General features: G+C 33.9%; 19 protein-coding genes and 1 tRNA gene. 9 read left to right on the top strand and 11 right to left on the bottom strand.

Annotation, left to right across the window (positions count from 1 at the left end):
* Positions 1-5 precede the first annotated feature (5 nt).
* Complete coding sequence (gene rodA, locus ACNQF9_RS05845; protein ID WP_417959296.1) at positions 6-1,241, top strand: rod shape-determining protein RodA; 1,236 nt, start codon at positions 6-8, stop codon at positions 1,239-1,241.
* Between the two features lie 354 nt (positions 1,242-1,595).
* Here rodA and ACNQF9_RS05840 read toward each other — a convergent pair whose 3' ends face one another.
* The gene (locus tag ACNQF9_RS05840; protein ID WP_417959295.1) at positions 1,596-3,773 is read right to left on the bottom strand and encodes a carboxy terminal-processing peptidase; all 2,178 of its coding nucleotides are present in this window, start codon (positions 3,771-3,773) and stop codon (positions 1,596-1,598) included.
* Between the two features lie 204 nt (positions 3,774-3,977).
* Here ACNQF9_RS05840 and surE point away from each other — a divergent pair, with 204 nt between their 5' ends.
* The 5 genes from surE (at position 3,978) to ACNQF9_RS05815 (ending at position 8,900) form a co-directional block, all read left to right on the top strand.
* Positions 3,978-4,757, top strand: a complete 780-nt coding sequence (gene surE, locus ACNQF9_RS05835; RefSeq protein ID WP_417959294.1) for a 5'/3'-nucleotidase SurE — start codon at positions 3,978-3,980, stop codon at positions 4,755-4,757.
* On the top strand, positions 4,750-5,022 hold the full coding sequence (locus ACNQF9_RS05830; RefSeq protein ID WP_417959293.1) for a hypothetical protein: 273 nt from the start codon (positions 4,750-4,752) through the stop codon (positions 5,020-5,022). Before surE ends, ACNQF9_RS05830 begins: the two co-directional genes overlap by 8 nt.
* Before the next feature lie 75 nt (positions 5,023-5,097).
* Positions 5,098-6,210 carry a lipid-A-disaccharide synthase gene (gene lpxB / locus ACNQF9_RS05825; RefSeq protein WP_417959292.1) on the top strand — a complete coding sequence of 371 codons (1,113 nt, stop codon included), beginning with the start codon at positions 5,098-5,100 and terminating at the stop codon, positions 6,208-6,210.
* 46 nt (positions 6,211-6,256) lie between these two features.
* A complete protein-coding gene (locus ACNQF9_RS05820; RefSeq protein ID WP_417959291.1) occupies positions 6,257-6,775 on the top strand; it encodes a C40 family peptidase in 519 nt (172 codons plus the stop codon).
* A gap of 94 nt (positions 6,776-6,869) precedes the next feature.
* A complete protein-coding gene (locus ACNQF9_RS05815) occupies positions 6,870-8,900 on the top strand; it encodes a ComEC/Rec2 family competence protein (RefSeq protein WP_417959290.1) in 2,031 nt (676 codons plus the stop codon).
* A 4-nt stretch (positions 8,901-8,904) separates the two neighbouring features.
* On the opposite strand, the gene ACNQF9_RS05810 is transcribed toward ACNQF9_RS05815, so the two are convergent.
* Genes ACNQF9_RS05810 through ACNQF9_RS05795 form a run of 4 tightly spaced genes read right to left on the bottom strand, consistent with a single transcriptional unit; the run spans position 8,905 to position 14,944 of the window.
* Positions 8,905-9,363, bottom strand: coding sequence for a thioredoxin family protein (locus ACNQF9_RS05810; RefSeq protein ID WP_417959289.1), 459 nt, complete (start codon positions 9,361-9,363; stop codon positions 8,905-8,907).
* A gap of 45 nt (positions 9,364-9,408) precedes the next feature.
* Positions 9,409-11,214 (bottom strand): peptide MFS transporter, encoded by a 1,806-nt coding sequence (locus ACNQF9_RS05805; RefSeq protein ID WP_417959287.1) that lies wholly within the window; start codon positions 11,212-11,214, stop codon positions 9,409-9,411.
* A 4-nt stretch (positions 11,215-11,218) separates the two neighbouring features.
* Complete coding sequence (locus ACNQF9_RS05800) at positions 11,219-12,763, bottom strand: peptide MFS transporter (RefSeq protein WP_417959286.1); 1,545 nt, start codon at positions 12,761-12,763, stop codon at positions 11,219-11,221.
* 9 nt (positions 12,764-12,772) lie between these two features.
* Positions 12,773-14,944, bottom strand: coding sequence for a S9 family peptidase (locus ACNQF9_RS05795; protein ID WP_417959285.1), 2,172 nt, complete (start codon positions 14,942-14,944; stop codon positions 12,773-12,775).
* Between the two features lie 179 nt (positions 14,945-15,123).
* Between ACNQF9_RS05795 and ACNQF9_RS05790 the strand changes: the two genes are divergently transcribed.
* The gene (locus ACNQF9_RS05790; protein WP_417989821.1) at positions 15,124-16,440 is read left to right on the top strand and encodes a hydroxymethylglutaryl-CoA reductase, degradative; all 1,317 of its coding nucleotides are present in this window, start codon (positions 15,124-15,126) and stop codon (positions 16,438-16,440) included.
* 60 nt (positions 16,441-16,500) lie between these two features.
* The gene (locus ACNQF9_RS05785) at positions 16,501-17,418 is read left to right on the top strand and encodes a GYDIA family GHMP kinase (RefSeq protein ID WP_417989820.1); all 918 of its coding nucleotides are present in this window, start codon (positions 16,501-16,503) and stop codon (positions 17,416-17,418) included.
* Between the two features lie 126 nt (positions 17,419-17,544).
* Here ACNQF9_RS05785 and ACNQF9_RS05780 read toward each other — a convergent pair whose 3' ends face one another.
* From ACNQF9_RS05780 to ACNQF9_RS05755, 6 genes are all read right to left on the bottom strand, one after another.
* Complete coding sequence (locus ACNQF9_RS05780; protein WP_417989819.1) at positions 17,545-19,641, bottom strand: peptidylprolyl isomerase; 2,097 nt, start codon at positions 19,639-19,641, stop codon at positions 17,545-17,547.
* A 108-nt stretch (positions 19,642-19,749) separates the two neighbouring features.
* On the bottom strand, positions 19,750-21,009 hold the full coding sequence (locus tag ACNQF9_RS05775; protein WP_417959281.1) for a hemolysin family protein: 1,260 nt from the start codon (positions 21,007-21,009) through the stop codon (positions 19,750-19,752).
* Positions 21,010-21,012: 3 nt separating this feature from the next.
* Positions 21,013-21,210 (bottom strand): hypothetical protein, encoded by a 198-nt coding sequence (locus ACNQF9_RS05770; RefSeq protein ID WP_417959280.1) that lies wholly within the window; start codon positions 21,208-21,210, stop codon positions 21,013-21,015.
* Between the two features lie 16 nt (positions 21,211-21,226).
* Positions 21,227-21,781 carry an LPS export ABC transporter periplasmic protein LptC gene (gene lptC / locus ACNQF9_RS05765; protein WP_417959279.1) on the bottom strand — a complete coding sequence of 185 codons (555 nt, stop codon included), beginning with the start codon at positions 21,779-21,781 and terminating at the stop codon, positions 21,227-21,229.
* A gap of 40 nt (positions 21,782-21,821) precedes the next feature.
* Positions 21,822-23,069, bottom strand: coding sequence for a BamG family beta-barrel-assembly machinery protein (locus tag ACNQF9_RS05760; protein WP_417959278.1), 1,248 nt, complete (start codon positions 23,067-23,069; stop codon positions 21,822-21,824).
* On the bottom strand, positions 23,062-23,796 hold the full coding sequence (locus tag ACNQF9_RS05755) for a type III pantothenate kinase (protein ID WP_417959277.1): 735 nt from the start codon (positions 23,794-23,796) through the stop codon (positions 23,062-23,064). Before ACNQF9_RS05755 ends, ACNQF9_RS05760 begins: the two co-directional genes overlap by 8 nt.
* 98 nt (positions 23,797-23,894) lie before the next feature.
* Between ACNQF9_RS05755 and ACNQF9_RS05750 the strand changes: the two genes are divergently transcribed.
* Positions 23,895-23,967, top strand: a tRNA-Phe gene (locus tag ACNQF9_RS05750).
* Positions 23,968-24,285 lie beyond the last annotated feature (318 nt).

Below are 24,285 nucleotides of genomic sequence, written 5' to 3'. Positions count from 1 at the left end.
TTCAGATGAAAAATCAAAGTGTAACAAATAATATTGACTGGATAAGTATAATCATTTATGCCTCATTAGTTATTATGGGGTGGTTGAATATCTATTCTTCTTCTTTATCTTCAATGGAAGACACTTATGAAAAACAATTAATATTTATTGTACTTACCATTCCCTTGATTTTCATCGTACTCTCAGTGGACGGGAAATTTTATGAGAAATATGCAAGTATCATATTTGGTGTTTCACTACTATCACTTGCGGGATTATTTTTATTTGGAAAAACAATAGCTGGACAACGCTGTTGGTATGCTATAGGAAGTTTTACAATTCAACCTTCTGAATTTGCAAAAGCAGCAACAGCATTGGCTTTAGCAAAATATTTAAGTGACACCCAAATCAATCTTAAGGATGTAACCAGACAATGGCAAGCATTAGCTATAATCTTACTACCGGTACTACTAATTCTACCACAACCCGATCCTGGAAGTGCCTTAATTTACAGCATATTTATCATCGTTTTATATCGTGAAGGTCTTCCTGCTTGGTATGTATGGACTGGTTTTGTAACTATTCTTCTATTTGTCCTAACGTTAGTATTAGAACCACAATATGTAATTCTCATTGGATTTATCATTTTGTTAATCGTACATTTCAAATCTCGATTAGGTGATAGAAATATCGTTCTTAGCAGTATACTTTTTGTGCTAATTTCTGGATTTGTCTTATCAGTAGATTATGTGTTTGACAATGTGTTCAAACAACACCACAGAGATCGATTCAACATACTTTTAGGAAAAACCGTAGACATGAAAGGGATTGGATACAATACCAATCAGTCAGAAATTGCAATTGGTTCTGGAGGTTGGATTGGAAAAGGATTTCTCGAAGGCACCCAGACTAAAGGTGGCTTTGTACCGGAACAACATACCGATTACATATTTACTACAGTAGGAGAAGAATGGGGATTTGCGGGTTCATTAGTGGTTATCGCTCTTTTTACCGGCTTATTTCTTAGAATAATTTATTTGGCTGAAAGGCAAAAAACAAAATTTAGCAGGGTTTATGGCTATTGTGTTGCCGGTATTTTGTTTACACATTTCTTTGTAAATATTGCTATGGTAGTTGGAATTTTCCCAACGATTGGAGTACCGTTGCCCTTCTTCTCTTATGGAGGTTCCGGACTATGGGGATTCACTATTTTACTATTTATTTTTATCAAAATGGATGCTAATAAAGTAAACGAGTGGTAAAATTATATCTAAAGATTTATTTTGCTTAACATCAAAACACCTTTGTAAAGCTTAGTTTACTTTCAATAAATTAAACGTTAAATATAGCTTTCTGTTTTAAAAAATTAGCTAGCTTCAATAACACCCTTTTGCTAGTTTAATATAAACAGTTCCTTATTACATTCATAATGGTTTGAGTTAGATGATAGTTTAGTTGACTCAGTTACGATGCATGCACAACAAGAACTGGCAGAACAAAATCATCTATAGCAAATTACAATTAGTCCCTACTATTTACAAAATAGAAACGCCCAAGAAATTATTTAAATTTCTTGGGCGTTTCAGCTTACTATTATTATCTATTATAGATCTAACTTAAGATTTTGCCAATTTATCTTTTTTGATTTTAACCGGAACACTCTTTTTAGAAATTGCTTTTGATTGCAAATCATCCAAAACATTTAAGGCTTCCTCTACATAAATATCTTTAGATAGCGCTTCATGCCATCTTTCTCTCTTTTCTTTCAAAGTTATATCTTTACTCATGGCGTCTGCTTCATAAGGCAATGAAGTAAATGTTAATGCATTCTTATAGTCTATAATTGGTTTGTATTTTTTAGCTTTCTCTTCAATTTCTGATTGAGCGATTTTAAATTTATCAATATTCAAACTATAAACGTTTTCTTCACTTCTACTATCAATCCATTTTGCATTTTCTTCTATTAACTGAAATTGCGAATTTTCATTAATCCTGTTCTTACTATTAATGATCGCTTGGCTAAAATTAGCATTATTGTTCCACACGGTATAATCAGCCTGATCAATTTTGTCCCAAGGCATCGCATTATCAACATCACGCTCTCCCATTTTTAAATAGGCATAACGATCTGGCATAACAATATCGCTACGCACTCCTTCTAATTGTGTTGAACCCCCATTAATTCTATAAAATTTTTGGGTAGTAGTTTTAATGGCTCCCAAATCTCCAACGGAACTACTCCTTACAAATTGATTTAAATCAATAACATTTTGAACTGTTCCTTTACCATATGTCTGTTTACTACCAATAATAATTCCTCTTTTATAATCCTGTATGGCAGCAGCCAAAATCTCAGATGCGGAAGCAGAAAAACTATTTACCATAATTACCAAAGGACCGTCCCACTCTATTTTTGAATCTCGATCATAAAGCACTTCTTTTTTTCTACCGGCAGATTTAATCTGAACGATTGGCCCTTGCTCAATAAACAATCCTGCAATATCGACCACGGTAGATAAAGATCCACCACCATCATCCCTAACATCAAGTACAATACCGTTAACTCCTGCTTTTTTCAATCGATCAACTTCAATGGCAATATCTTTTCCCGCATCTCTCCCATTAGTGTTCTCAAAATCAATATAAAATTTCGGTAAATAGATAACCCCGTATTTCAATCCATTTTTATTTACAATACTCGATTTTGCATACGTTTCTTCTATTTCTACAATATCTCTAACAATAGAAATAACTTTAATTGTTCCATCCACTTTTTTAACGGTAAGACGTACTTCGGAACCTTTAGGTCCTTTAATTTTCTTTACAACGTCATCAAGGCGCATCCCAACAACATCAACAGCTTCTCCATTTCCTTGCGCAACCTTCATAATTAAATCTCCTGCCTCCAGTTGTTTTCCTCTCCAAGCTGGTCCTCCTGAAATAAGCTCAGAAATTTCAGTTAAATCGTTTTTCTTTTGAAGACGAGCGCCAATTCCTTCTAATTTACCACTAATACTCACATCAAAGCGCTCTTTTTCTTCAGCAGCAAAATAATTGGTATGTGGATCAAAACGAGCGGTAATTGAATTGATATAAACCGAAAACCAATCGTTTCTATCTAAATCCTTTATAAATCCAAAATATTCATCTAAGGATTTTACCGAACTTTCTCTGGTTTCTTTTTCTAAAACATCAAAAGACTTGATGCTGTAGTTTGTATCATTTTTCTTTTTATCCTGTTCTAATTTTTGTTTATCAATTAGAGATGATAGTGTTGATAATTTAATTTGCTTGCGCCATTTGTCCTTAAGTTCAGTTATATTTTTTGGGTAAGGAGCCTTCTCATAATCTATATTAAAACTTTCGTCAATAGTGTAATCAAAAGGAGTACTTAATACCTCTTTATAAATTTTAGTGCTTTCATTCATTCTTTTCATCAAACGATCGTAGGTTAAATTAAAGAATGACAAATCTTTATTCAACAACTGGTCGTCTAATTGCAACTCGAATTTTGAAAATTCTTCAATATCAGCTTGCATAAAAAAACGTTTGGAAGGATCCAACGCCTCTATATAATCTTTATATATTCCTTTTGAGAAAGCATCGTCAATTGTTGCAGGACTGTAATGCCCTTTTTCTATAACAAAGGTCAGTAACTCCAAAAGCAGTTTGTCTTTTTCTGGATCTGCCGTTTTTGAAGTATTCATTTTAAAGGCAAACAATGTCACCGAAATACATACGACAACAAGTATAATTTTATAATTTCTTTTCATAAAGTTAAGAATAGTATTCATGAATTTTTATTCTAAGTTACGGTAAAAACTATGCCAACAGCAGCGGAGTCTCCATAAATTTTTGTTAAAGATATAAAAAATGTTTTTTTTTATTATGCGAAATGTATCAAGATAACATATTTTTATCTTTTGTTTACTGAATCCCATTCGGTGTCATTACATTTGCCATCAAAATCATAAAAATCAAACTTTCTTTGCTAAATAATGAAAAAAATAAAACCCTTAATTTTAATAACTAACGATGATGGTGTTTCAGCACCTGGTCTTAGAGCATTAATTTCAGTTATGGCTGAATTAGGAGATATTGTTGTGGTCGCACCAGATACACCCCAAAGTGCCATGGGTCATGCCATTACTATAAACAGCACTTTATATTTAAATAAAATCTCAAAAGAAAACGATCCCTTTCTTGAATACAGTTGTTCCGGAACACCAGTAGACTGTGTAAAACTTGCGGTCAACGAAATTTTGAAACGAAAACCTGACCTGTGTGTCTCAGGTGTTAACCACGGTTCAAATTCTTCTATAAATGTAATTTATTCCGGAACAATGAGTGCCGCTGTTGAAGCAGGAATTGAGGGAATTCCAGCTATCGGTTTTTCGTTGTTGGATTACGATTGGAACGCTAATTTTGATGCTGTAAAATCTTTTATTCACAAAATTTCAGTAGAAGTTTTAGAAAACGGCCTGCCGGAAGGGGTAGTTTTGAATGTTAATTTCCCCAAATTAGAAAAAAAAAACATCAAAGGAATTCGGATCTGCCGCCAAGCAAAAGCTATTTGGGTAGAAAAATTCGATAAAAGAAAAACACCTCAAGGAAGAGATTATTACTGGCTTGCAGGTGAATTTGTAAACCAAGACAAAGGAGAAGATACGGATGAATGGGCCTTAGAAAATGGATTTATATCGGTTGTACCTGTTCAATTTGATTTGACAGCACATCATGCTATACAACAACTTAATACCTGGAAATGGAATGAATAAAAAAGATTTACTACTCGGCTTTTTAATAGGTTTTGCCACGACACTCTTTGGTTCGTATATTTTTATCACTTTTTTTACTGAATTCAAGTTTATTGCGGGGATCCAAATTATGAAATCACAAGGAAATTTGGGAAAAATAATCACATTAGGATCTATACTTGCCTTACTGACCTTTGGAATTTTGCTAAAAATAAATAAAGAAATAATGGCGCGTGGAGTAGTTTTGGCTGTAATTGTCTTGGCGATACTCACTATCTTTATTTGAATTTACTTTTGTTCTCGAAAAAGCAGGGGACGTTAAATATGATTTAATCCGTTTAAATTTTCTAACCGAAAAAAAATGAAATATTATATAATTGCAGGAGAAGCTTCAGGTGATTTGCACGGCTCTAATTTGATGAAAGAACTATATAAAAAAGATCCTACTGCCGAAATCCGTTTTTGGGGTGGTGAATTGATGCAAAGTGCTGGAGGGACATTAGTGAAACATTACCGAGAATTAGCCTTCATGGGTTTCATTGAAGTGATTTTCAACCTTAAAACCATTCTGAACAACATCAAGATATGCAAAAAAGATATTGTAGGGTTTCGGCCCGATGTTCTTGTTTTTATTGACTATCCAGGTTTTAATTTACGAATTGCAAAATGGGCCAAAAAATTAGGTATGAAAACGCACTATTATATTTCTCCTCAAATTTGGGCTTGGAAGGAAAGTAGAATTACAGAGATTAAACGCGACATTGATAAAATGTTTGTGATTTTGCCTTTCGAAAAAAAGTTTTACGAAGACAAACATCATTTCCCAGTAGAATTTGTAGGACATCCATTAATTGATGCCATTCAAAATCAACCTAAAATAGACCCTTTTATTTTCAGGAAAGAAAATTCATTAAACGACAAACCAATTATTGCTATTTTACCCGGTAGTAGAAAACAGGAAATTACTAAAATGCTCTCTGTAATGCTAAGTATTGTCCCTGATTTTCCAGACTATCAATTTGTAATTGCCGGAGCTCCTAGTCAGGAATTTTCTCTTTATAACACTTTCATTACTCAGGAAAACATAAAATTTATCTCTAATAAAACCTATGATTTATTGCGTAATGCAACAGCTGCATTAGTTACGTCAGGAACTGCTACACTTGAAACAGCACTTTTTAAAGTTCCAGAAGTAGTATGCTATAAAGGAAGTTGGGTTTCGTACCAAATTGCGAAACGAGTCATTACACTCAAATACATTTCTCTAGTAAATTTAATCATGGATGAAGAAGTTGTCACCGAGTTAATTCAAGAGCAATGCAATACAAGACGCATACGGGAGGAACTTCAAAAAATACTAAAAACCAACAATCGCAATACGCTTTTAGAAAAATATGCGTTATTAGAAGAGCAATTAGGCGGAATTGGGGCTAGTGAAAAAACAGCCACCCTTATTGTTAGTGATTTAAAATAAATCTTAATTTACTTTAAATTCTAAAATCAACTAAAAACAAACCCTTTTGAAACGTTTCCTGTATCTTTTATTGCTTGTTACTTTTTTTACCGCTTGTAAATCTACCTCCTCAATTGAACCTTCAAAAAAAGGCGCTACGAAAGAAAAATCATCTCGGTCCGATAAGAGAAAAAATAATCAATTAGCAGAACAATTAATAAATTCAGCCGCTGAAAATATTGGTACAAAATATAAATACGGGGGCACTACTAGTACCGGTTTTGACTGTTCCGGTTTGATGTATACTGTATTTCGTTCAGAAAACATAACCTTACCTCGCAATTCGTTTGAACAATCAAAAATAGGGATCGTATTAGATAAAAAACGAGATCATGCCCAAAAAGGAGACTTGATATTCTTTAAAACCAGCAAAAAAACACACATAAACCATGTAGGAATAGTGATAGAAGTCACAGATGAAGAAATAAAATTCATACATTCCTCTACTTCAAAAGGAGTAATTATTTCCTCAACTAAAGAGCCCTATTATAAAAAAACATTTGTTCAGATCAATCGAATACTTTAGCAATTAAATAGGCCCTAACCGAAATGGAATATTTAACTAAACAGATGCTCTAAAAATAAATCTATTTCTTACTAAAATTACGTACTTTAGGGTTATGAAAGTACTACGATTCCCTTTAGCAAGAATAACAATCGGGTTTGTATTAGGGTTGCTTTTCGCACATTACGTACAACCTTCTATTTCGTCAGTTTTCACTATTCTTTTAATCTCCATTATTCTTTTTGGAACACTGTACTTTTTCTCTAAAAGCAAAGGCTCCATTTATTTTGGTATTGGAACTTATCTTCTGTCTTTTATTATTGGTATTTCTAACCAAATAGTTCATACTGATTCTTTTCAGAAAAGCAATTACATTCATAACTTAGAAATTTTTGCACGACCCCTTTCAATTTCTATTACGATAAGAGAAAAACTAAAAAGTAATCTGTTTAGCGACCGATACATTGCCATTGTAAACCGTATAGATGGAAAAGAACAAACCGGAAAGATTATACTAAACATTCAAAAGAACAGTTCAAAACACGCAATTAAAGCAGGGAATTCTTTACTGATTAAAGGAATGCTAACGAGAAACAAACCGCCAAATAATCCTAATCAATTTGATTATAGTAAGTACCTGAAAAACAAACAAATTTATGCACAACTATATGCCAACGTTGACCAAATAAAAATTAGTACTGAAAGTGAGAAAAACATCTGGTACTATTCTTCTCAATTAAGAACTAGAATTATTAAAAATTTAGAGAAAAATAACTTTAAAAAATCCGAGCTGAATGTAGCTATTGCTTTAATCATGGGACAACAACAAGATATTGCTCCAGAAATTATTCGGGATTATCAATATGCAGGAGCCGTTCATATCTTATCCGTATCGGGATTACATATTGGATTTATATTGCTTTTTGTAACATATATGCTACAAGCAATTCCAAACACAAAGCGAGGTTCTTTTATCAAGTTACTCGTCATTCTCCTCTCCTTAGCCATGTTTGGAATCATTGCGGGTTTAGCGCCTTCAGTGGTTCGATCCGTAACCATGTTTTCCTTTGTAGCCATTGGAAATCATCTCCGGAGAAGTGTAAACATATACCACACTTTATTAGTTTCTGCGTTGTTGATTTTACTTTTTGAACCTTCTTTTTTATTTGATGTTGGTTTTCAATTGAGCTATATCGCTTTGTTTTTTATTGTTTGGTTACAGCCACTTCTGGCTTCGATTTGGTTACCTAAAAACAAAGTTTCAAACTACATCTGGAATATTCTAACCGTTTCTATTGCTGCACAAATAGGTACTTTACCACTAAGCATTTATTATTTTCATCAGTTTCCGTGCTTATTTTTTATAACCAATTTAGTTATTATTCCAGTATTAAGTTTCATTATGATTTTAGGAGTGCTTGTCATGCTTATGGCTGCATTCAACCTTATTCCTCCTTTTCTTTCTGACCTATTGGAATCAAGCATTTACTGTTTGAACAAAATTATCAACGCAATTGCTTCCTTCGAACAGTTCATCATTCAGGACATACCACTTCATTTTTATTTTTTACTGAGCGGTTATACATTACTATTTACAGTAATCATTTGGTTTAAAAAACCAAGCTTTAATAAATTGATTGCAGTCTTAATTTCCATAATTATATTACAACTTTCTTATTTTAAAATACATTGGAAAATCCTAAACGAACAGGAACTACTGGTTTTTAACAGCAAAAACAGCACTTTGATTACAGAAAGGAAAGGTGAACATATTTTACTATATGCCAATGACAGCCTTTTAAATACTGCTCAGCAAAACCGCCTTTTAAAATCCTATCGCATCGCACATTTAAGCACTTTATTACAAAAACGACAACTTTCTAACTTTATCTATTTTAATGGAAAAAAGATTTTTGTTTTAGACAGCTCCGGACTTTATCCGGAAAACAGCGCCCCAGATATTATCCTATTGACACAATCTGCTAAAATAAATTTAGATCGTATGTTACAAAAGATGAAACCAAAATTAGTCATTGCTGATGCATCCAACTTTAAAACCATTCAAAAAAAATGGAAAGCCAGTTGTGAAAAACAAAAAATCCCTTTTCACGCAACTGGTGAAAAGGGATTTTATAGATTGAATTAAACTTTTATTTTTTAAGAAAACTATTGGCTACAGCTAGCCAAGCGGAAGGTCCACCAGCGACGTAACCCGTACTGCCGATGCCTTCAAAACTCACTTTGCCTTCTTTTGTGACTCCATTTGCTAATATAATGGTTGGAAATCCTTGAATTCCAAAAGCCATTTGTAATTCGTTATTTTGCTTTTTTATCTCCGGCGTTTGTAGTGCTTTCCTTGGATAATCTAATTCTACTAAAACCACGTTTTCCTTGGCCCAAGCTGCAAATTCAGGTGTTCTCAACACTTCTTTCTGCAAACGGATACACCATCCACACCAATCGCTTCCGGTGAAAAATAACAATAATGGTTTTTTAGTTTCATTCGAAATTTCCATTGCCTTATTGACATTGGTCTCCCAAACTAACTCCTGTGCTTCGGCTGCAAATGATCCAGCAAAAAGTAATACGGCAACTATAATTTTCTTCATACCTATAATTTTAGTGATTCTAAATTCAAAAATGATGCCTAAAATTTATCGAACACCATGCATCAACTTTTTAATAACAGGAGTCATCGCAACAGAGAATAAAGCAACTACAATGGAAATTATAGTTAACATCCAGAAGAAGTAACTTAATCCATGTTCATTGGCTATTTTATCAATATTTTCTCCAAACATACCTGCACCTTTCATACCGATTGCTACTGCTAAATACCAAACACCAAACATGAAAGCAATCATACGAGCTGGAACTAATTTACTTACATAAGATAATCCTACCGGTGAGATACACAACTCTGCCATGGTATGGAAAAGATAGACTAAGATAAGCCAGATCATACTCACTGAAGCTGTTTTTGCTCCCGCTTCGATTCCACTTGCGCCAAAGGCGACACAAGCCATTCCAAGGGCTAACAATCCCATTCCGATTCCATATTTTAAATTTGCAGAAGGATTGTATTTGCTTTCCCACCATTTTGAAAATAATGGTGCCAAAGAGATAATGAACAAGGAGTTTAAGGTAGAAAACCAAGTTGCAGGAACTTCTGTCAAGGCAGTCGTTACTTTGTCAATTTTTAATGTTTGTAAAGTTGCATCTGATAATGTCAAATATCCAGCTGTGTAATAATCTTTAGTCAACATCCAGATTGCTATAACCCAAATAATAATAAAACTGATGCTCAGAATAATATTTGCAAGGGCATAAAACTGGAAGGTTTGTTTAAATAATAAAATTAAAACCCAAGTAATAATGACCAATGGTAAAATCGTAATCAAGGAATTCATTACTAGAAAAACCACGCTCCAATTACCTGTTAACACCCGATCTGTGTAATCATTCGCAAAAATGGTTAAACTGTTTGGAGATTGTTCAAAAATTGCCCAGAAGAAAATTGTCAAAAATGCAAAGAAAGTTACCGCTATTAATTTTTCCTTAGTAATTTTAGAATATTGGGTAAACCTATAAATCAACAATATAATAAAAACAACTAGTGCTGAAAGTATCGCAATAGCATTACCATCTTTTCCAAGGAATGAAAAAATATTTACTTTGCCCCCAGATATTTTGGAAGCAGGATCATTCACAAGCCATAATAACGCTAATATAGAAGAAAAAGCAATAGCTGCTAATTGTATTGGTGAAAAAGGATTTCTTTTATCCGTATCCAAAGCTTCTGCTTTCGCCTTGCTTTCTTTGTTTGGTTTTAAACCAATGTCTCCAAAGATATTTTGAGACAACCAAAACTGTAACATTCCGAAAAACATAAAAATCCCGGCTAAACCAAAACCATACGTCCAACCTACTTTTTCTCCTAAATAACCACAAAGTAAAATACCAAAGAAAGCTCCGGCATTTACACCCATGTAAAATAAAGTGTAGGCACCATCTTTCTTTTCAGGACGGTCTTTGTACATTTCAGACACGATTGATGTCATGTTTGGTTTAAAAAAACCATTCCCAAAAACCAATAATACTAATCCTAAATAAATAGAAAATTCTGTTTCAACAGCCATAGAAGCATGTCCTAAAGTCATTAAACTGGCTCCAACAACAACAGCCCATCTAAAACCAATTACTTTATCGGCAAAATAACCACCTAACATTGTGGATAAATAAACCAAACCAACATAGGATCCAAATAAAGCAGAAGCATTTTCACGAGTCCATTCCCAACCGCCATCTGTAAAGGAAGCTGTTAAAAATAATATCAGTAAAGAACGCATTCCGTAGAATGAAAATCGCTCCCACATCTCTGTGAAAAACAAAACGAATAATCCCGCTGGATGCCCTAATACGGTACTTTTAAAAAATTGATCTGTAGTATTTTCACTCATATTATTAATTGTTTAATTCTTTATCTACTCCGTGCATTAATTTTTTTATTACTGGCGAAAGTACCAATAACAGCAATCCGAAACCTAGTCCTGTATAAAACAAGTATTCAAAAAGTACTAAGTAACTCTGTTTTGCTAAGTTCAAATCAGGTGCTGTACCATTTGAAGTATCGACAGAAGCGATATTAGCCAAAATGGAAGCAATAAATTCGGAACTGGCTGTTGCTAAAAACCAAACGCCCATCATGAATCCCACAATTTTTGCTGGTGATAATTTAGTCACTGCTGAAAGGCCTACTGGTGACAAGCACAATTCCCCACAAGTATGCAAAAGGTACGTAAGAATCAACCAAATCATGGCTACTTTTCCCATCCCTGACAAACTAATTCCTAAAACCAAAGACCCAAAACCTAAACCTACCAACAGCAATGCTATTGAAAATTTCACGGCAGTATTTGGATTGTATTTCCCTAATTTTACCCACAACCAAGCAAAAACTGGTGCTAATAAAATTATAAACAAGGCATTAAAACTTAAAAACTGGCTAGCTGTTATGGTATACCCAAAAACCGTTCTGTCTAAAATGCGATCTGCAAATAAATTTAATGAAGTATATGCTTGTTCAAATAATGCCCAAAAGATAATCGTAAATACGATCAAAATGGTTAAAGCCATTAATTGCTCTCTTGCTTTTTTATCCAATTGAGTAACGGCATAATAGACTATATAAACGAACGAAACAGCACCGGCAACCATCAAGGAATAAGAAACCACTTCATGACGTTGCACCATTTGCCAAAAAATTAATGCCGAGGAAGCACTTAGCAAATAAATTAGCCATTCGCTTTTGACCCCGAATACTCTTTTTTCTAAAATTTCAGGCACGGTAGTTTCCCCTTTCCCCATTAATAATTTCCTTCCGGAAATAAAAGTCACTAATCCAAAAAACATTCCGACTCCAGCTGCTGCAAAACCATAGCTCCATCCATACGTTTCTCCAAGCCAACCACATATTAATGTAGCCATAAAGGATCCTAAGTTGATCCCCATGTAAAACAAAGTGAATCCAGAATCTCTTCTTTTATCACCTGTTTCATACAACTCCCCTACTAAGGAAGAGATATTGGCTTTTAGAAAACCTACCCCAACAATTATTAAGGATAATGAAAAATAAAATATTTGCAAGGCTGTTTCGTCCCGCGTAATCTCGCCAGTAATAGATTGTGTTGCGGCATTTCCTTCGTACGCCATCCCTATATGACCTAGCACCAGCATAATCCCTCCAAAAACAATCGCTTTTCTAAATCCTAGATAGCGATCCGCAATAAAACCGCCTAAAACGGGTACTGCATACACCAAGGCAGCGTAACTCCCAATCAGTAAATTTCCAGAAGTATCCGAAAACAAATGGTATTTTGTCAGATAAAAAATCAACAGGGCTTTCATTCCGTAGAAAGAAAACCGTTCCCACATTTCGGTAAAAAACAATATAAAAAGCGCCTTTGGATGTCCAAAAAATTCTTCCTTATTCAATGCATCGTTCGTCATAAAGCGCTATTATAAATTTTCTTTGATAAAATTAGTCATTTTGGTATACAATTGAATTCTGGTCTTTCCGCCATAAATCCCGTGATTATTGTCCGGGTAAATTTGAGAATCAAATTGTTTGTTGGCTTGAATTAAGGCTTCCATCATTTGCATGGAGTTCTGAACATGTACATTATCATCTCCTGAACCATGTATCAAAAGAAATTTTCCTTTCAATTTATCCACATGATTTATTGGGGAATTATCATCGTATCCACTCGCATTTTCCTGTGGTGTCTGCATGTAACGTTCTGTATACACACTGTCATAAAAACGCCAGTTTGTAACCGGAGCTACCGCAATTGCCATTTTGAAAATATCATTTCCTTTCATGATACAGTTAGACGCCATAAAACCACCATACGACCAGCCAAATATACCAATTCTAGCTTTATCAACAAATGCGTAATTTCCTATTACTTTAGCAGCGTCAATTTGGTCTTCCACTTCGTATTTCCCTAATTGCAATTGAGTCACTTTTTTAAAATCAGCACCTTTAAAACCCGTTCCTCGTCCGTCAACACACGCCACAATATACCCTTGTTGGGACAACATCATAAACCAATAATCATCTGTACTGTTCCACTCGTTATTCACTTGCTGCGAACCCGGACCAGAATATTGGTACATGAAAACAGGATATTTTTTTGCAGGATCAAAATCTTTAGGTTTAATCATCCAAGCATTCAGCTCATTTCCTTTTGCGGTTTTTAAAACAAAAAACTCTTTTCCAGGTAAATTATAGCTTTTTAGTTTTGAAGCTAATGCTTCATTGTTTTCAATGACTTGAACTTGTTTTCCAACTTTAGCTTCGTTTAATGTATACGTTGTAGGCTGAGACGCACTAGAAAACGTGTTGATGTAGTATTGAAAATTTGGACTGAAAGTTGCTGCATTCGTTCCTGTACTTTGTGACAAACGCACTTTGTTTTTTCCATCAAGTCCTATTCGGTATACATCTCTATTGATAGATCCGTTTTCTACAGACTGATAGAAAACCGTATTTGTCTTTTCGTCTAAACCATAATAATTCGTCACTTCCCATTTTCCTTTGGTAAGCTGGTTTTTCAATTTTCCGTTTTTATAATATAAGTAAATATGATTGAAACCGTCTTTTTCGCTGGTCCATATAAAACTGTTGTCTTTCAAGAAAGTCAAGTTATCCGTAACATCAACATACGCTTTGTCTTTTTCGTTCAAAACTACTTTTGCAGTTCCTGAATTACCGTCGATAAACAACAAATCCAAATTATTTTGATGACGATTAAATACTTGCGCAGACAATGAATTAGCGTCATTTGTCCATTTCATTCTGGCGATATAAAAATCAGTGTAATTCCCCAGATTTACTTTTTTTACTCCATTCGAATTTACATCATAAATGTGTAGAGAAACCAAAGCATTCTTTTCACCGGCCTTTGGATATTTGAATGTTTGCGTCGTTGGGTATAACTCTTTTCCAAACATAGACATTGAAAATTCCGGCACCTGACTTTCGTCAAAACGAATGTAGGCCACTTTTTTACTGTCAGCACTCCAATCAAAAGCTTTTACAAAAGCAAACTCTTCTTCGTAAACCCAATCTGTAATACCGTTAATAATGCTGTTTTTTTGTCCGTCTGTAGTTATTGGAGTCGATTTATTAGTAGCTAAATCATATACATACAGATTATTTTCTTTGGCGTACGCTATCTTTTTTCCATCAGGTGAAAAAGTAGGTTCCTGCACGGGAGAATCAAATAATTTTTTCAATTTTTTACTGGCTATATCGTACAAATAATAATCCGCAGTAAAGGAGTGGCGGAAGATTTGATTCGTATTACACGCTAGCAAAATCATTTTTTCTGAAGCATCAAACGTGTAACTGTCAATCCCGTTTGAAAGATCTTTGTGGGATTTTGTATCTATAAGTGTCGCTACTTTTTTTAAAGTTGCAAAATCATACAAATCAATTTGCATACTTCTGGACTGGTTGTCTAAATTCAATACCGTGTATTGATTTGTATTTTTCATAGACTGTAATTCATCCATTCCTTTGGCTCGAAATGTGCCGTTGTAAATTTCATCAATTGTGATTTTTTGCTGACCAACAACAGTAAAACTCAGGAATAAAAATAATGCAATAATTTTTTTCAAGTACATGATATTTATTTAAATATAAAAACCGTCAATTTTAGTGAAAAATTTACAATAATTTCACATTAAATGTGTTAAATCTTAAAAACAATATTTTAAACCCTCTTTTATTGAGGATACTATCATAGTCAATAAAACCGCTAAAAGCGTATCTTTGCAGGTATACATACTATAATCTATTGAGAATGAATAAGGCCATTAACGGATTTTCTAAATTATCCAAAGAAGAAAAAATTAAATGGATTGCCACTAACTATTTTTCAACACCTGTAGAAGCCACGGCCTTGTTGAAAAACTATTGGAATTCTGATGAAAAAATACAGAAATTACACGATGAATTCATTGAAAACACGATAACCAATTTCTACATTCCGCTAGGAGTTGCTCCTAATTTTCTAATTAATGGAAAATACTGTACCATTCCTATGGCCATTGAAGAAAGTTCTGTGGTTGCCGCTGCCGCAAAAGCAGCGAAGTTTTGGTCCACCCGCGGTGGGTTTAAAACAACCGTAATCAACACCGAAAAAATTGGACAGGTTCATTTCATTTATAAAGGTGAGGTTTCAAAACTGAATTTATTTTTTGCACAAAACAAAAATAAATTTTTCTCAGAGACAGAACTAATTACAAAAAACATGCAAAAACGCGGTGGCGGCATTTTAGACATTGTTCTAAATGACAAAACTGATTTATTACCCAACTACTTTCAGCTTCATGCTACTTTTGAGACTAAAGACAGCATGGGTGCTAATTTTATAAATTCATGTTTGGAACAGTTTGCTAAAACCTTAAAAGAAGAAGCACACGCCTATGATTTATTTACTGAAACTGAAAAAGAGATTGAAGTAGTCATGAGTATTCTCTCGAATTATGTCCCTAATTGCATTGTGAGAGCGGAAGTTTCATGCCCAATTGCTGATTTAGAGGACAAACACATTCCGAATCCTCAAGAATTTGCTGAGAAATTTATTCAAGCCGTTCAAATTGCCGAAGTTGAACCCTATCGAGCTGTAACACATAACAAAGGAATCATGAACGGAGTAGATGCCGTAGTTTTGGCAACAGGAAATGATTTCCGTGCGGTCGAAGCTGGAGTGCATGCCTATGCATCCAGAAACGGAAAATACACAAGTCTATCCCATGCCAAAATCGAAAATGGCATTTTTACTTTTTGGTTAGAAATCCCACTAGCATTAGGAACAGTGGGCGGACTTACTTCCTTACATCCATTGGTAAAATTGTCCTTAGAAATGCTAGAAAATCCAACAGCCAAAGAACTAATGCAGTTTGTAGTCGTGGCGGGTCTGGCACAGAATTTTGGTGCATTACGCTCTTTGACAACTACAGGAATTCAGGAAGGGCACATGAAAATGCACTTAAACAACATCATCAACCAGTACGAAGCCACTGTTGAAGAACGGGTTTTAATTCATAAATATTTCAAAAAAAATACCGTTTCTCATAGCGCCGTGGTGACTTTTATTGAAAGTTTAAGAAAATAACTTTGATTGTCGACAACCCTATCAAAGTTTATAACCCTGGCAGGGATTAAAATAAGAATAATGAAAAAAACATTCTACAGTAACGGAAAACTTTTAATAACAGGAGAATACTTGGTTCTTGATGGAGCCAAAGCCTTTGCATTGCCTACAAAAATGGGACAAAACCTCATTATAGAAGAGGGAAACAATCAGGAAATCGTCTGGAAAAGTTATGATGCTGACGGTAGTATTTGGTTTGAAGATACCATTCTATTTTTGGACATTTCAAAGAAAATAAATCCTGAAAGCGAATCGGTCAAAGCCATACTGACTAACATTCTACACGAAGCTTTCTTACTTAATCCGGACTTCATTACTAATTCAAACGGATACACCATTTCCACTGAACTTGAGTTTCCTAAAAACTGGGGCCTGGGAACGTCGTCAACTTTGATAAACAATATTGCTCAATGGCTGCAAATTGATGCTTTTACATTGCTTAAAAACAGTTTTGGAGGAAGTGGTTATGATATTGCTTGCGCACAAAACAACACTCCTATTATATACCGTCTGAATCAAGGTAATCCAACTGTAGAAAAGATCGCTTTTAATCCTGAATTTAAACAGCACTTGTACTTTGTGTATCTCAACAAAAAGCAAAGCAGTAAAACCGCAATAGCAGCATACAACCTGAACAAAAAAAACAACCTGGCAGCGACTATTGCTACAAATGATTTAATAACTTCTGAGGTTAACACAGCAACTACCCTTAAATCTTTTGCCGAGGCAATAGAAAAACATGAAGCTCAAATGAGTAGAATTCTAAAAATTCCTACGATAAAAGAATCTTTATTTTCAGATTTTGATGGAGCAATAAAAAGCTTAGGTGCTTGGGGAGGTGATTTTGTATTGGTAATTACTAGGGAGAATCCTGTAGAATACTTTACTGCAAAAGGATACTCTACCATTATACCATACACTGAAATGTTACGTTCTTAATCACCGTATTTATACCTTATTAATTAGTAAGTTCATCCTTTTTAAAAAAGAAACACAAAAGTAAAACCCCGATACATTCAGTAGATTGTATCGGGGTTTTTTATTGTGATTCTTACTTTCTTTAGTTTAGTAATTGAAATCTTGCCTGTTATCTTCGATTTTAGCGTTTCCTTTCAATGCTGGAATCACTCTATTTACTTCTGATGCATTTTGAGCTTTCAATTTAGCAACATAAGGAGCGTGACTTTTTAACGCGGGTGCATTTACTGTACTTGTATTTTTAACTACATAAACACCCGTATTACCTTCAATTGGAGCAGATACTTTATTTGCTACTAAAGCAAATGCATTTCCAACTACTCTTGGTTCAGGGCCTACATTTGGCAAGGTTGTATTTTCCATTGTTAAACCAGTAGCTTGTTGTACTTTTCCTCCTACTGCTTTAGCCATTGCTTCAAGTGAAGAACCAGTCATTTTAGCTTTAATTAATTCCGCTTTTTTCTTATTTTTAAGAATTTGTTCTACATAAGGTCTGGCAACTGAAACCGCTACTAAACCAGATTGATCAATACTTTTTACTTTTGCAATAACGTGTCCTACATTAGCTACTTCAAATCTTTTTACAGCACCTTCTTTAACTCCTTTTTCGAAAGCCCATCTTACAATAGCTCTTTGATTTCCTAATGAACCAAAATTCTCATCCATACCTTTAACAGTAACTGGAGTAGCAACAGTAAGTTTCATTTCTTTGGCTACTTTATTAAAATCTTTATCTACAGCATCCATTTCAAATTTAGTTGCTTGCGTAAATATTTTATCAGAAGTAGCTTCAGAAGCTTCAATTTTTTGCGCTACTGTAGCCAAACGAATTCCATCTTGTTTGTCTGTAATTTTAATAATATGAAAACCAAAATCAGTTTCAACTAAACCAACTTTACCAATACTGTTATTGAAAACAAAATCATTGAAAGGTTTTACCATTTGATTGGGACCAAAATAACCCAAATCACCACCTTGTTGTGCTGATGAATCATCAGATGCGGTGAAAGCCAACATTAAGAAACTGTCTGGATTTGCGTTCACTTGCGCTAAAAGACTTTCCGCTTTTGCTTTAGCTTGTTCTTTGGTTCTCTTTTCCTTTTGATTTGGAACTTGTGTTCCTTCATAGCCAATTAGAATATGACTTGCTTTAGCATTAACTCCTGATTTCATTCCCATAGATTTTGAAATGCAATAGTATTTACCAAACATGTATGGTCCATAGACTGCGCCTGGAGCAAGGTTGAATAATTTATCAGCATCTACAGCTGGTAAATCTTTCTTAGCGATGTACGTTGAATCATAAGGAACATCTGAATTTGAATTCACAAATTCTACTGTATTAGCAGTTGCTCTAAACCCTGGCAACGTATCGTTTTTACCTGTAGCTTGATTGTAAACAACACTTCCTGAAAGCAACGCGTTTATTTTGGTTTTTATTTCCGCTTCATCAGTCTTAGATGCTTTGTCTTCAATCAAAACATATTCTACTTCACGAGATTCGTCTGCTTTGTATTTTTTTTCATCTTTCTTCATGAAATCCACAATTTCTGCATCAGTCACTTTTACCTCACTGTCTTTAATTGTTGAATATAGACCCGCTACATAAGCAAAATTCACTGTATTCGCTTCCATTTCATATTTCATCTTCCCTTCGCTTTCAGTTGTATAAACTGCCGCTTTTATCATTGTATTATACATTTGATATTTGGCGTTTAAATCAGCGTCTTTTTCTCTGTCTTTTAAAAACTGAGCTTGTGCAGGATTTGCTTTAAAATATTCTTTGAATTTAACAACATCAAATATCCCGGCAGCATTTAAAAACAATGGATTACCACCAATATTTTGATCAGATTTCAATACTTCTAATAAGTGTTTTTCACCTACTCTAAGCCCTAATTTTTCAAATTCAGCACTTAATAAAGCAATAGAAACTTCTTGTTCCCATACTCTGTTCGCTGCTTCAGTTGACGTAATACCTTGTGTACTTTTTTCAACATTACTTACTTTGACTCTAAAATCTTCAAATGAAATGTCTTTTCCATCAATGCTTCCTACATCTTTTGAGGTACTGTTGAAACCACCACTATTGAATATATCGCCTATGATAAATGCTAATAAACAAAACCCGATAACAAGTATCAGAAGAAGTGAACGTTGTCTAATTTTTTGTAAAACTGCCATTTTATTGTTGTTAATTTTTATATTCAGGTTGCGAAAATACAATTATCTAATTAATAATTATACTAGTAGCGTTTTATTTTACAAGAAATTTTATTTTCTTAAAAAAAATTACTCTTGCACCGTCATTTTTACTAATTCTATTTTCTTATTTGTGGCTTCTTCAATTATAAAATGATAGAGACCTATGGTAATCGCATCTCCTTTTTGAGGAATTTCCTTTGTAAAATCGACAATAAATCCACCAAGTGTCCCATAAGAATCACTCTCAGGAATGGCAAACTTATAAGCGTCATTCAGGTAGGCTACATCCAGTCGAGCAGAAAGTACATACACCCCATTTTCCAATTCTTTCTCAATCAGTTCTTCATTGGAATCATGCTCATCCTCGATTTCGCCAAAAAGTTCTTCCACAATATCCTCAATAGTTATAATTCCTGACGTCCCACCATATTCATCTAAAACAACAGCAACACTTTTTCGTTTTTTGGTAAGCAAATTCATGGCATCTTTAATAAAAATTGTTTCGGGAACAAATTCTACCGGAATCACAATTTCTTTGATATTGTTAGGCTTTTTAAACAAGTCAAAGGAATGTACGTACCCTATAATATCGTCGAGCGAATTTTGGTACACCACTATTTTAGAATACCCTGTTTCTATAAATAATTGCTTCAATTCTTCGATTGAATCGAAGAGATCAACCGCTATTATTTCGGTTCGAGGACTCATCACATCCCTAGCCTTAACTCCTGAAAATTCTAGCGCATTCTGGAACATTAGTATTTCAGAATCTACTACTTCATTACCCTCAAAAGTACTCATTTGCTCCGTAATATAATTTCCAAGTTCAATTTTACTAAAATAAAGCTGAATAGTATCGCCCTGTGTTTTGAAGAATTTTTTTAAAATAAAATCTGAAATACAAATAAAAAATATGGAAATAAAATAGAACACTTTATAAAAAAGAAAAGCTGGAACTGCTAGAAATTTGAGTAGTGAATTGGCATAAATTTGAAAAAAAACTTTAGGAAGAAACGCTGCTGTAACCAAAATGATTATTGTAGAAATCAAGATTTGCACAACTAGATTCAACCAATCTGAAAAAAAATATCCCTGCATTGCCAACCAATCCATCAATACATCACCCATTAAAAAACCATAGACAACCATGGCTATATTATTGCCTATAACCATGGCAACAATAAAATTTGTGGGCTTTTCAGTAAGTTTTGTCAGTATTTTAGACAAAAAATTATCCTGCTTTTTTTCAATTTCAAGATATATTTTATTGGAAGATACGAAGGCGATCTCCATTCCTGAAAAAAAAGCACTTAGTATTAGACACAATATGATAATACTAATTTCCATCAACTAGGAATTTTTATTGCGATCTTCGAATTTTTTTGCAAATTTTCTTCTAAAAAAGAACATGAAAACTGCCAATCCAGCAATCATAAAACTCAGCCAAGGAGTTCCTAAACTAGGATCGTTTACCTTTGTAAAGCCATCATAAAGGAAGTAAGCTCCAAAAACAAGATAAACGTATTGTGTGTATTTTAGGTAATTCATAGTATAGTATTTTATTTTAATCGTTCGTTTCTACTTCGCCGGTTATTTTTTGAGAATTAATCACCTTAAAGTCTTTACTAAAATCTATTCCCTGTCCGTTTGACACTCCTTTTGGATCCGTAAATTTAAACTTTCTTTCGGTAAAAAACCATTCGTTTTTTTGATCAAAGTACAACTGCTCTGTTTCGAGTACTTGACCGTCTTCGGTGAAAATCTTTACTTTTCCTTGTAAATCAATAATGTTTGTGAACTTGTAAGAAATTGCATAATTGGATTTAATAAATGTTTTTTTGGCTTTTTTATCATATAAAGTAACATCGATCCCTTTTGGAAATTCCGTAAATGGAAAATCAACACTAGCGTAATCCAACATTTTTGAACTGATTAACACGGCGGTTATTCGGCCAGAATCCGTGTATTTTAGATTTACCATATCGGCATCACTGCTGGGAACAAATTCAGAAAAATTAATTTTCTGCACTTCTTTAAAATTACTTTCACATCCAAAAAACAGTGTCACAGTAAAAACCGTGACAACTAATTTAAAACCATATTTTTGGAATACCGTCATACGCTGAACTTACGAAAAAGCTTTAATGAAATGCGTCCTTTTAATTGAATTTTCTTTTGACAAACCATTGCTCGTTAAGTGAAAAACTAACACTAACATTTGCATAATTTTCTTCGACTAAATTTGATGCTGTAGTTCCTCTTTTACCAAATTCCAGTCCAACATTCACATTAGAAAATGTCCCTGTCAACGGCAGCCCTACTCCCACAGTCAAGGCCATATCATCAATAGGTTCAGAATTAATCACTAACCCGGTGTTTTCAAATCTAAAACCACCTCTGTATGTTACTCTTTTGCCATAACTTGTGAAGGAATTGTAATTTGGCAAATAATACCCTCCAATACTATACTTTGAATGCTTTTCATAAGTAACATTACCCATTGCGTTGTAATTGTTTCTTAAAGAACCAGCCTCCTGAAAAGTATATCCTATTCCAACCAACCATTTCCTCGCTTCACCAAAACCTGCTCCTGCAGCATACTTGCTAGGGATTTTCAAACTCGTTTCTGTTTTCATATCATCCAGAACATCAACAACGGACAAATCAAAATTTGAATTATAGAATACGGTAGCAATGTTTCTGGTGTTTTGGGAATTTAAAGTACTTTCCAGTGAATAATTTAAGCTACTAAAAAAAGATACTTTTTTGTAAATTTTGGCTTGGTACATCATCCCAATATTGAAATTAATTCCAGACAAATCAACTTTATTTAATTCTCGTGTACCAATAGGGATATCAGTAATAAACTCTAAATTATTGGTCTCAATTTTTCCAAAATTATAGTTCACATCGGCACCAATACTAAAATCGGGAGTTATTTTATAGCCTAAGCCAAGAAAAGCCTTATTCAAACCACCTGTTCCATTAAAACGTTGGTTATTTTCAGTGAGTGATCCTGGTGATTCAATTTTATAACCTACAGATGAATAGGGAATCAATCCAAAACCAAGTCCAAACTTACCTAAAGGCAGTCCTACTGCCAGATAATCTAAAGTTGTTCGTCTCGTATTTGCTGATTCCGTTTTATTTTTCAATTCTGTAGTAGCATAAGTTCCTCCCAAAGTAAATGTGGTCAGTTTCAAACTTGCATAACTTGCAGGATTCTGTAAGTTCATGTGAATACTATCTTGTTCAATAGCAATTCCTCCCATAGAACGATTTTCAAGAGTCCCTTTGAACCTTACATCACCTATTCCGTAAAAAGAATACGGAGACGATGTCCCTTCCTGAGCAAAAGTTACTAATGATAAAAGCAAACATGCACTTATTATAATTTTTTTAATCATTTTTGATTTTATATTGAAATGTTTGGTTCAAACTTTCTAAAAGAAAATTTGAATTGGCAAATATGGTATTTTTTAATCGTTTAGCCAAAAAATCTGTGTCCCCACCCGTTAAAATTATTATAAAATTTAAATACCTTAGTTTATATTCCTCAATAAAACCATCAATCTCATAAACCAGCCCATTGACCACTCCGGAATGAATTGATTCAGCCGTTGATTTTCCTATAAAATGCTCCGGATTACAAAGTGTCAGCAAAGGAAGTTTGGCAGTAAAATTATGTAATGCTTCGTACCGCAATCGAAGCCCCGGAGCAATAGCTCCGCCTAAATAATTATTCTCCTGATCAATAAAATCATATGTAATGCATGTTCCTGCATCAATTACCAGCCGGTTTTGATCAGGAAACTGAAGCGTTGCGCCCGCAGCTAAAACCATTCTGTCAATTCCCAAAGTTTGTGGCGTCGCATAGTTGTTTTGAAACGGAAAAGGATCTTTATTGGAAATAAAATGTACATTAAGCTCTTTTTCGAATACTAAAAATGATTGTTTTTCGACCTCCGTAACTGAGGAAACAACCAATTCACTTACTTTTTTAAACTTTTTCAAAATATTTTTAATATTTTTTTCTAGTTCTATTTTCGTGAAAACAAAAATTTCCAAAAGCATAGCGTCCTCAAAGACAGCTGCTTTAATTCTTGTATTTCCCACATCGACTACTAAATTCATAATTGATTTTTTGATGGTGCGAAGGTACGAATTGATTTTTTTTAAAAAATGTTTTGGATAAACTAAAAATCATTCTATATTTGCACCCGCAATAGCGAGGTACCTTAGCTCAGATGGTAGAGCAATGGACTGAAAATCCATGTGTCCCTGGTTCGATCCCTGGAGGTACCACAAAAAATTTCCCTAATCCTTTAATGAGGCTTTAGGGATTTTTTGTTTTTGGACCTATTCGACTACTGATAATTGCTTAGATCTTTTATTTGTCCTGTTTTACAACACAAACAATACTCTTTTACAGACCATCATTCAATATTATTTTGTCTATCAGCTACCGTGTTTAAAATAACCCTCTTGAAATATCAAAAATATTTTCTACTCATTATAAAATTAACGTAATTCCTGCTTTAGAATTACCTTGTGCATATTCCAAGAAATAAAAAACAATGAATAATACTACGCAGATTTCCCATACTTTTATATATTTACTAA

The organism is Flavobacterium amylolyticum (assembly GCF_048284335.1).
In the GTDB taxonomy this organism is placed as follows: Bacteria; Bacteroidota; Bacteroidia; order Flavobacteriales; family Flavobacteriaceae; genus Flavobacterium.
This window is presented reverse-complemented; position numbering and strand designations above follow the sequence as displayed.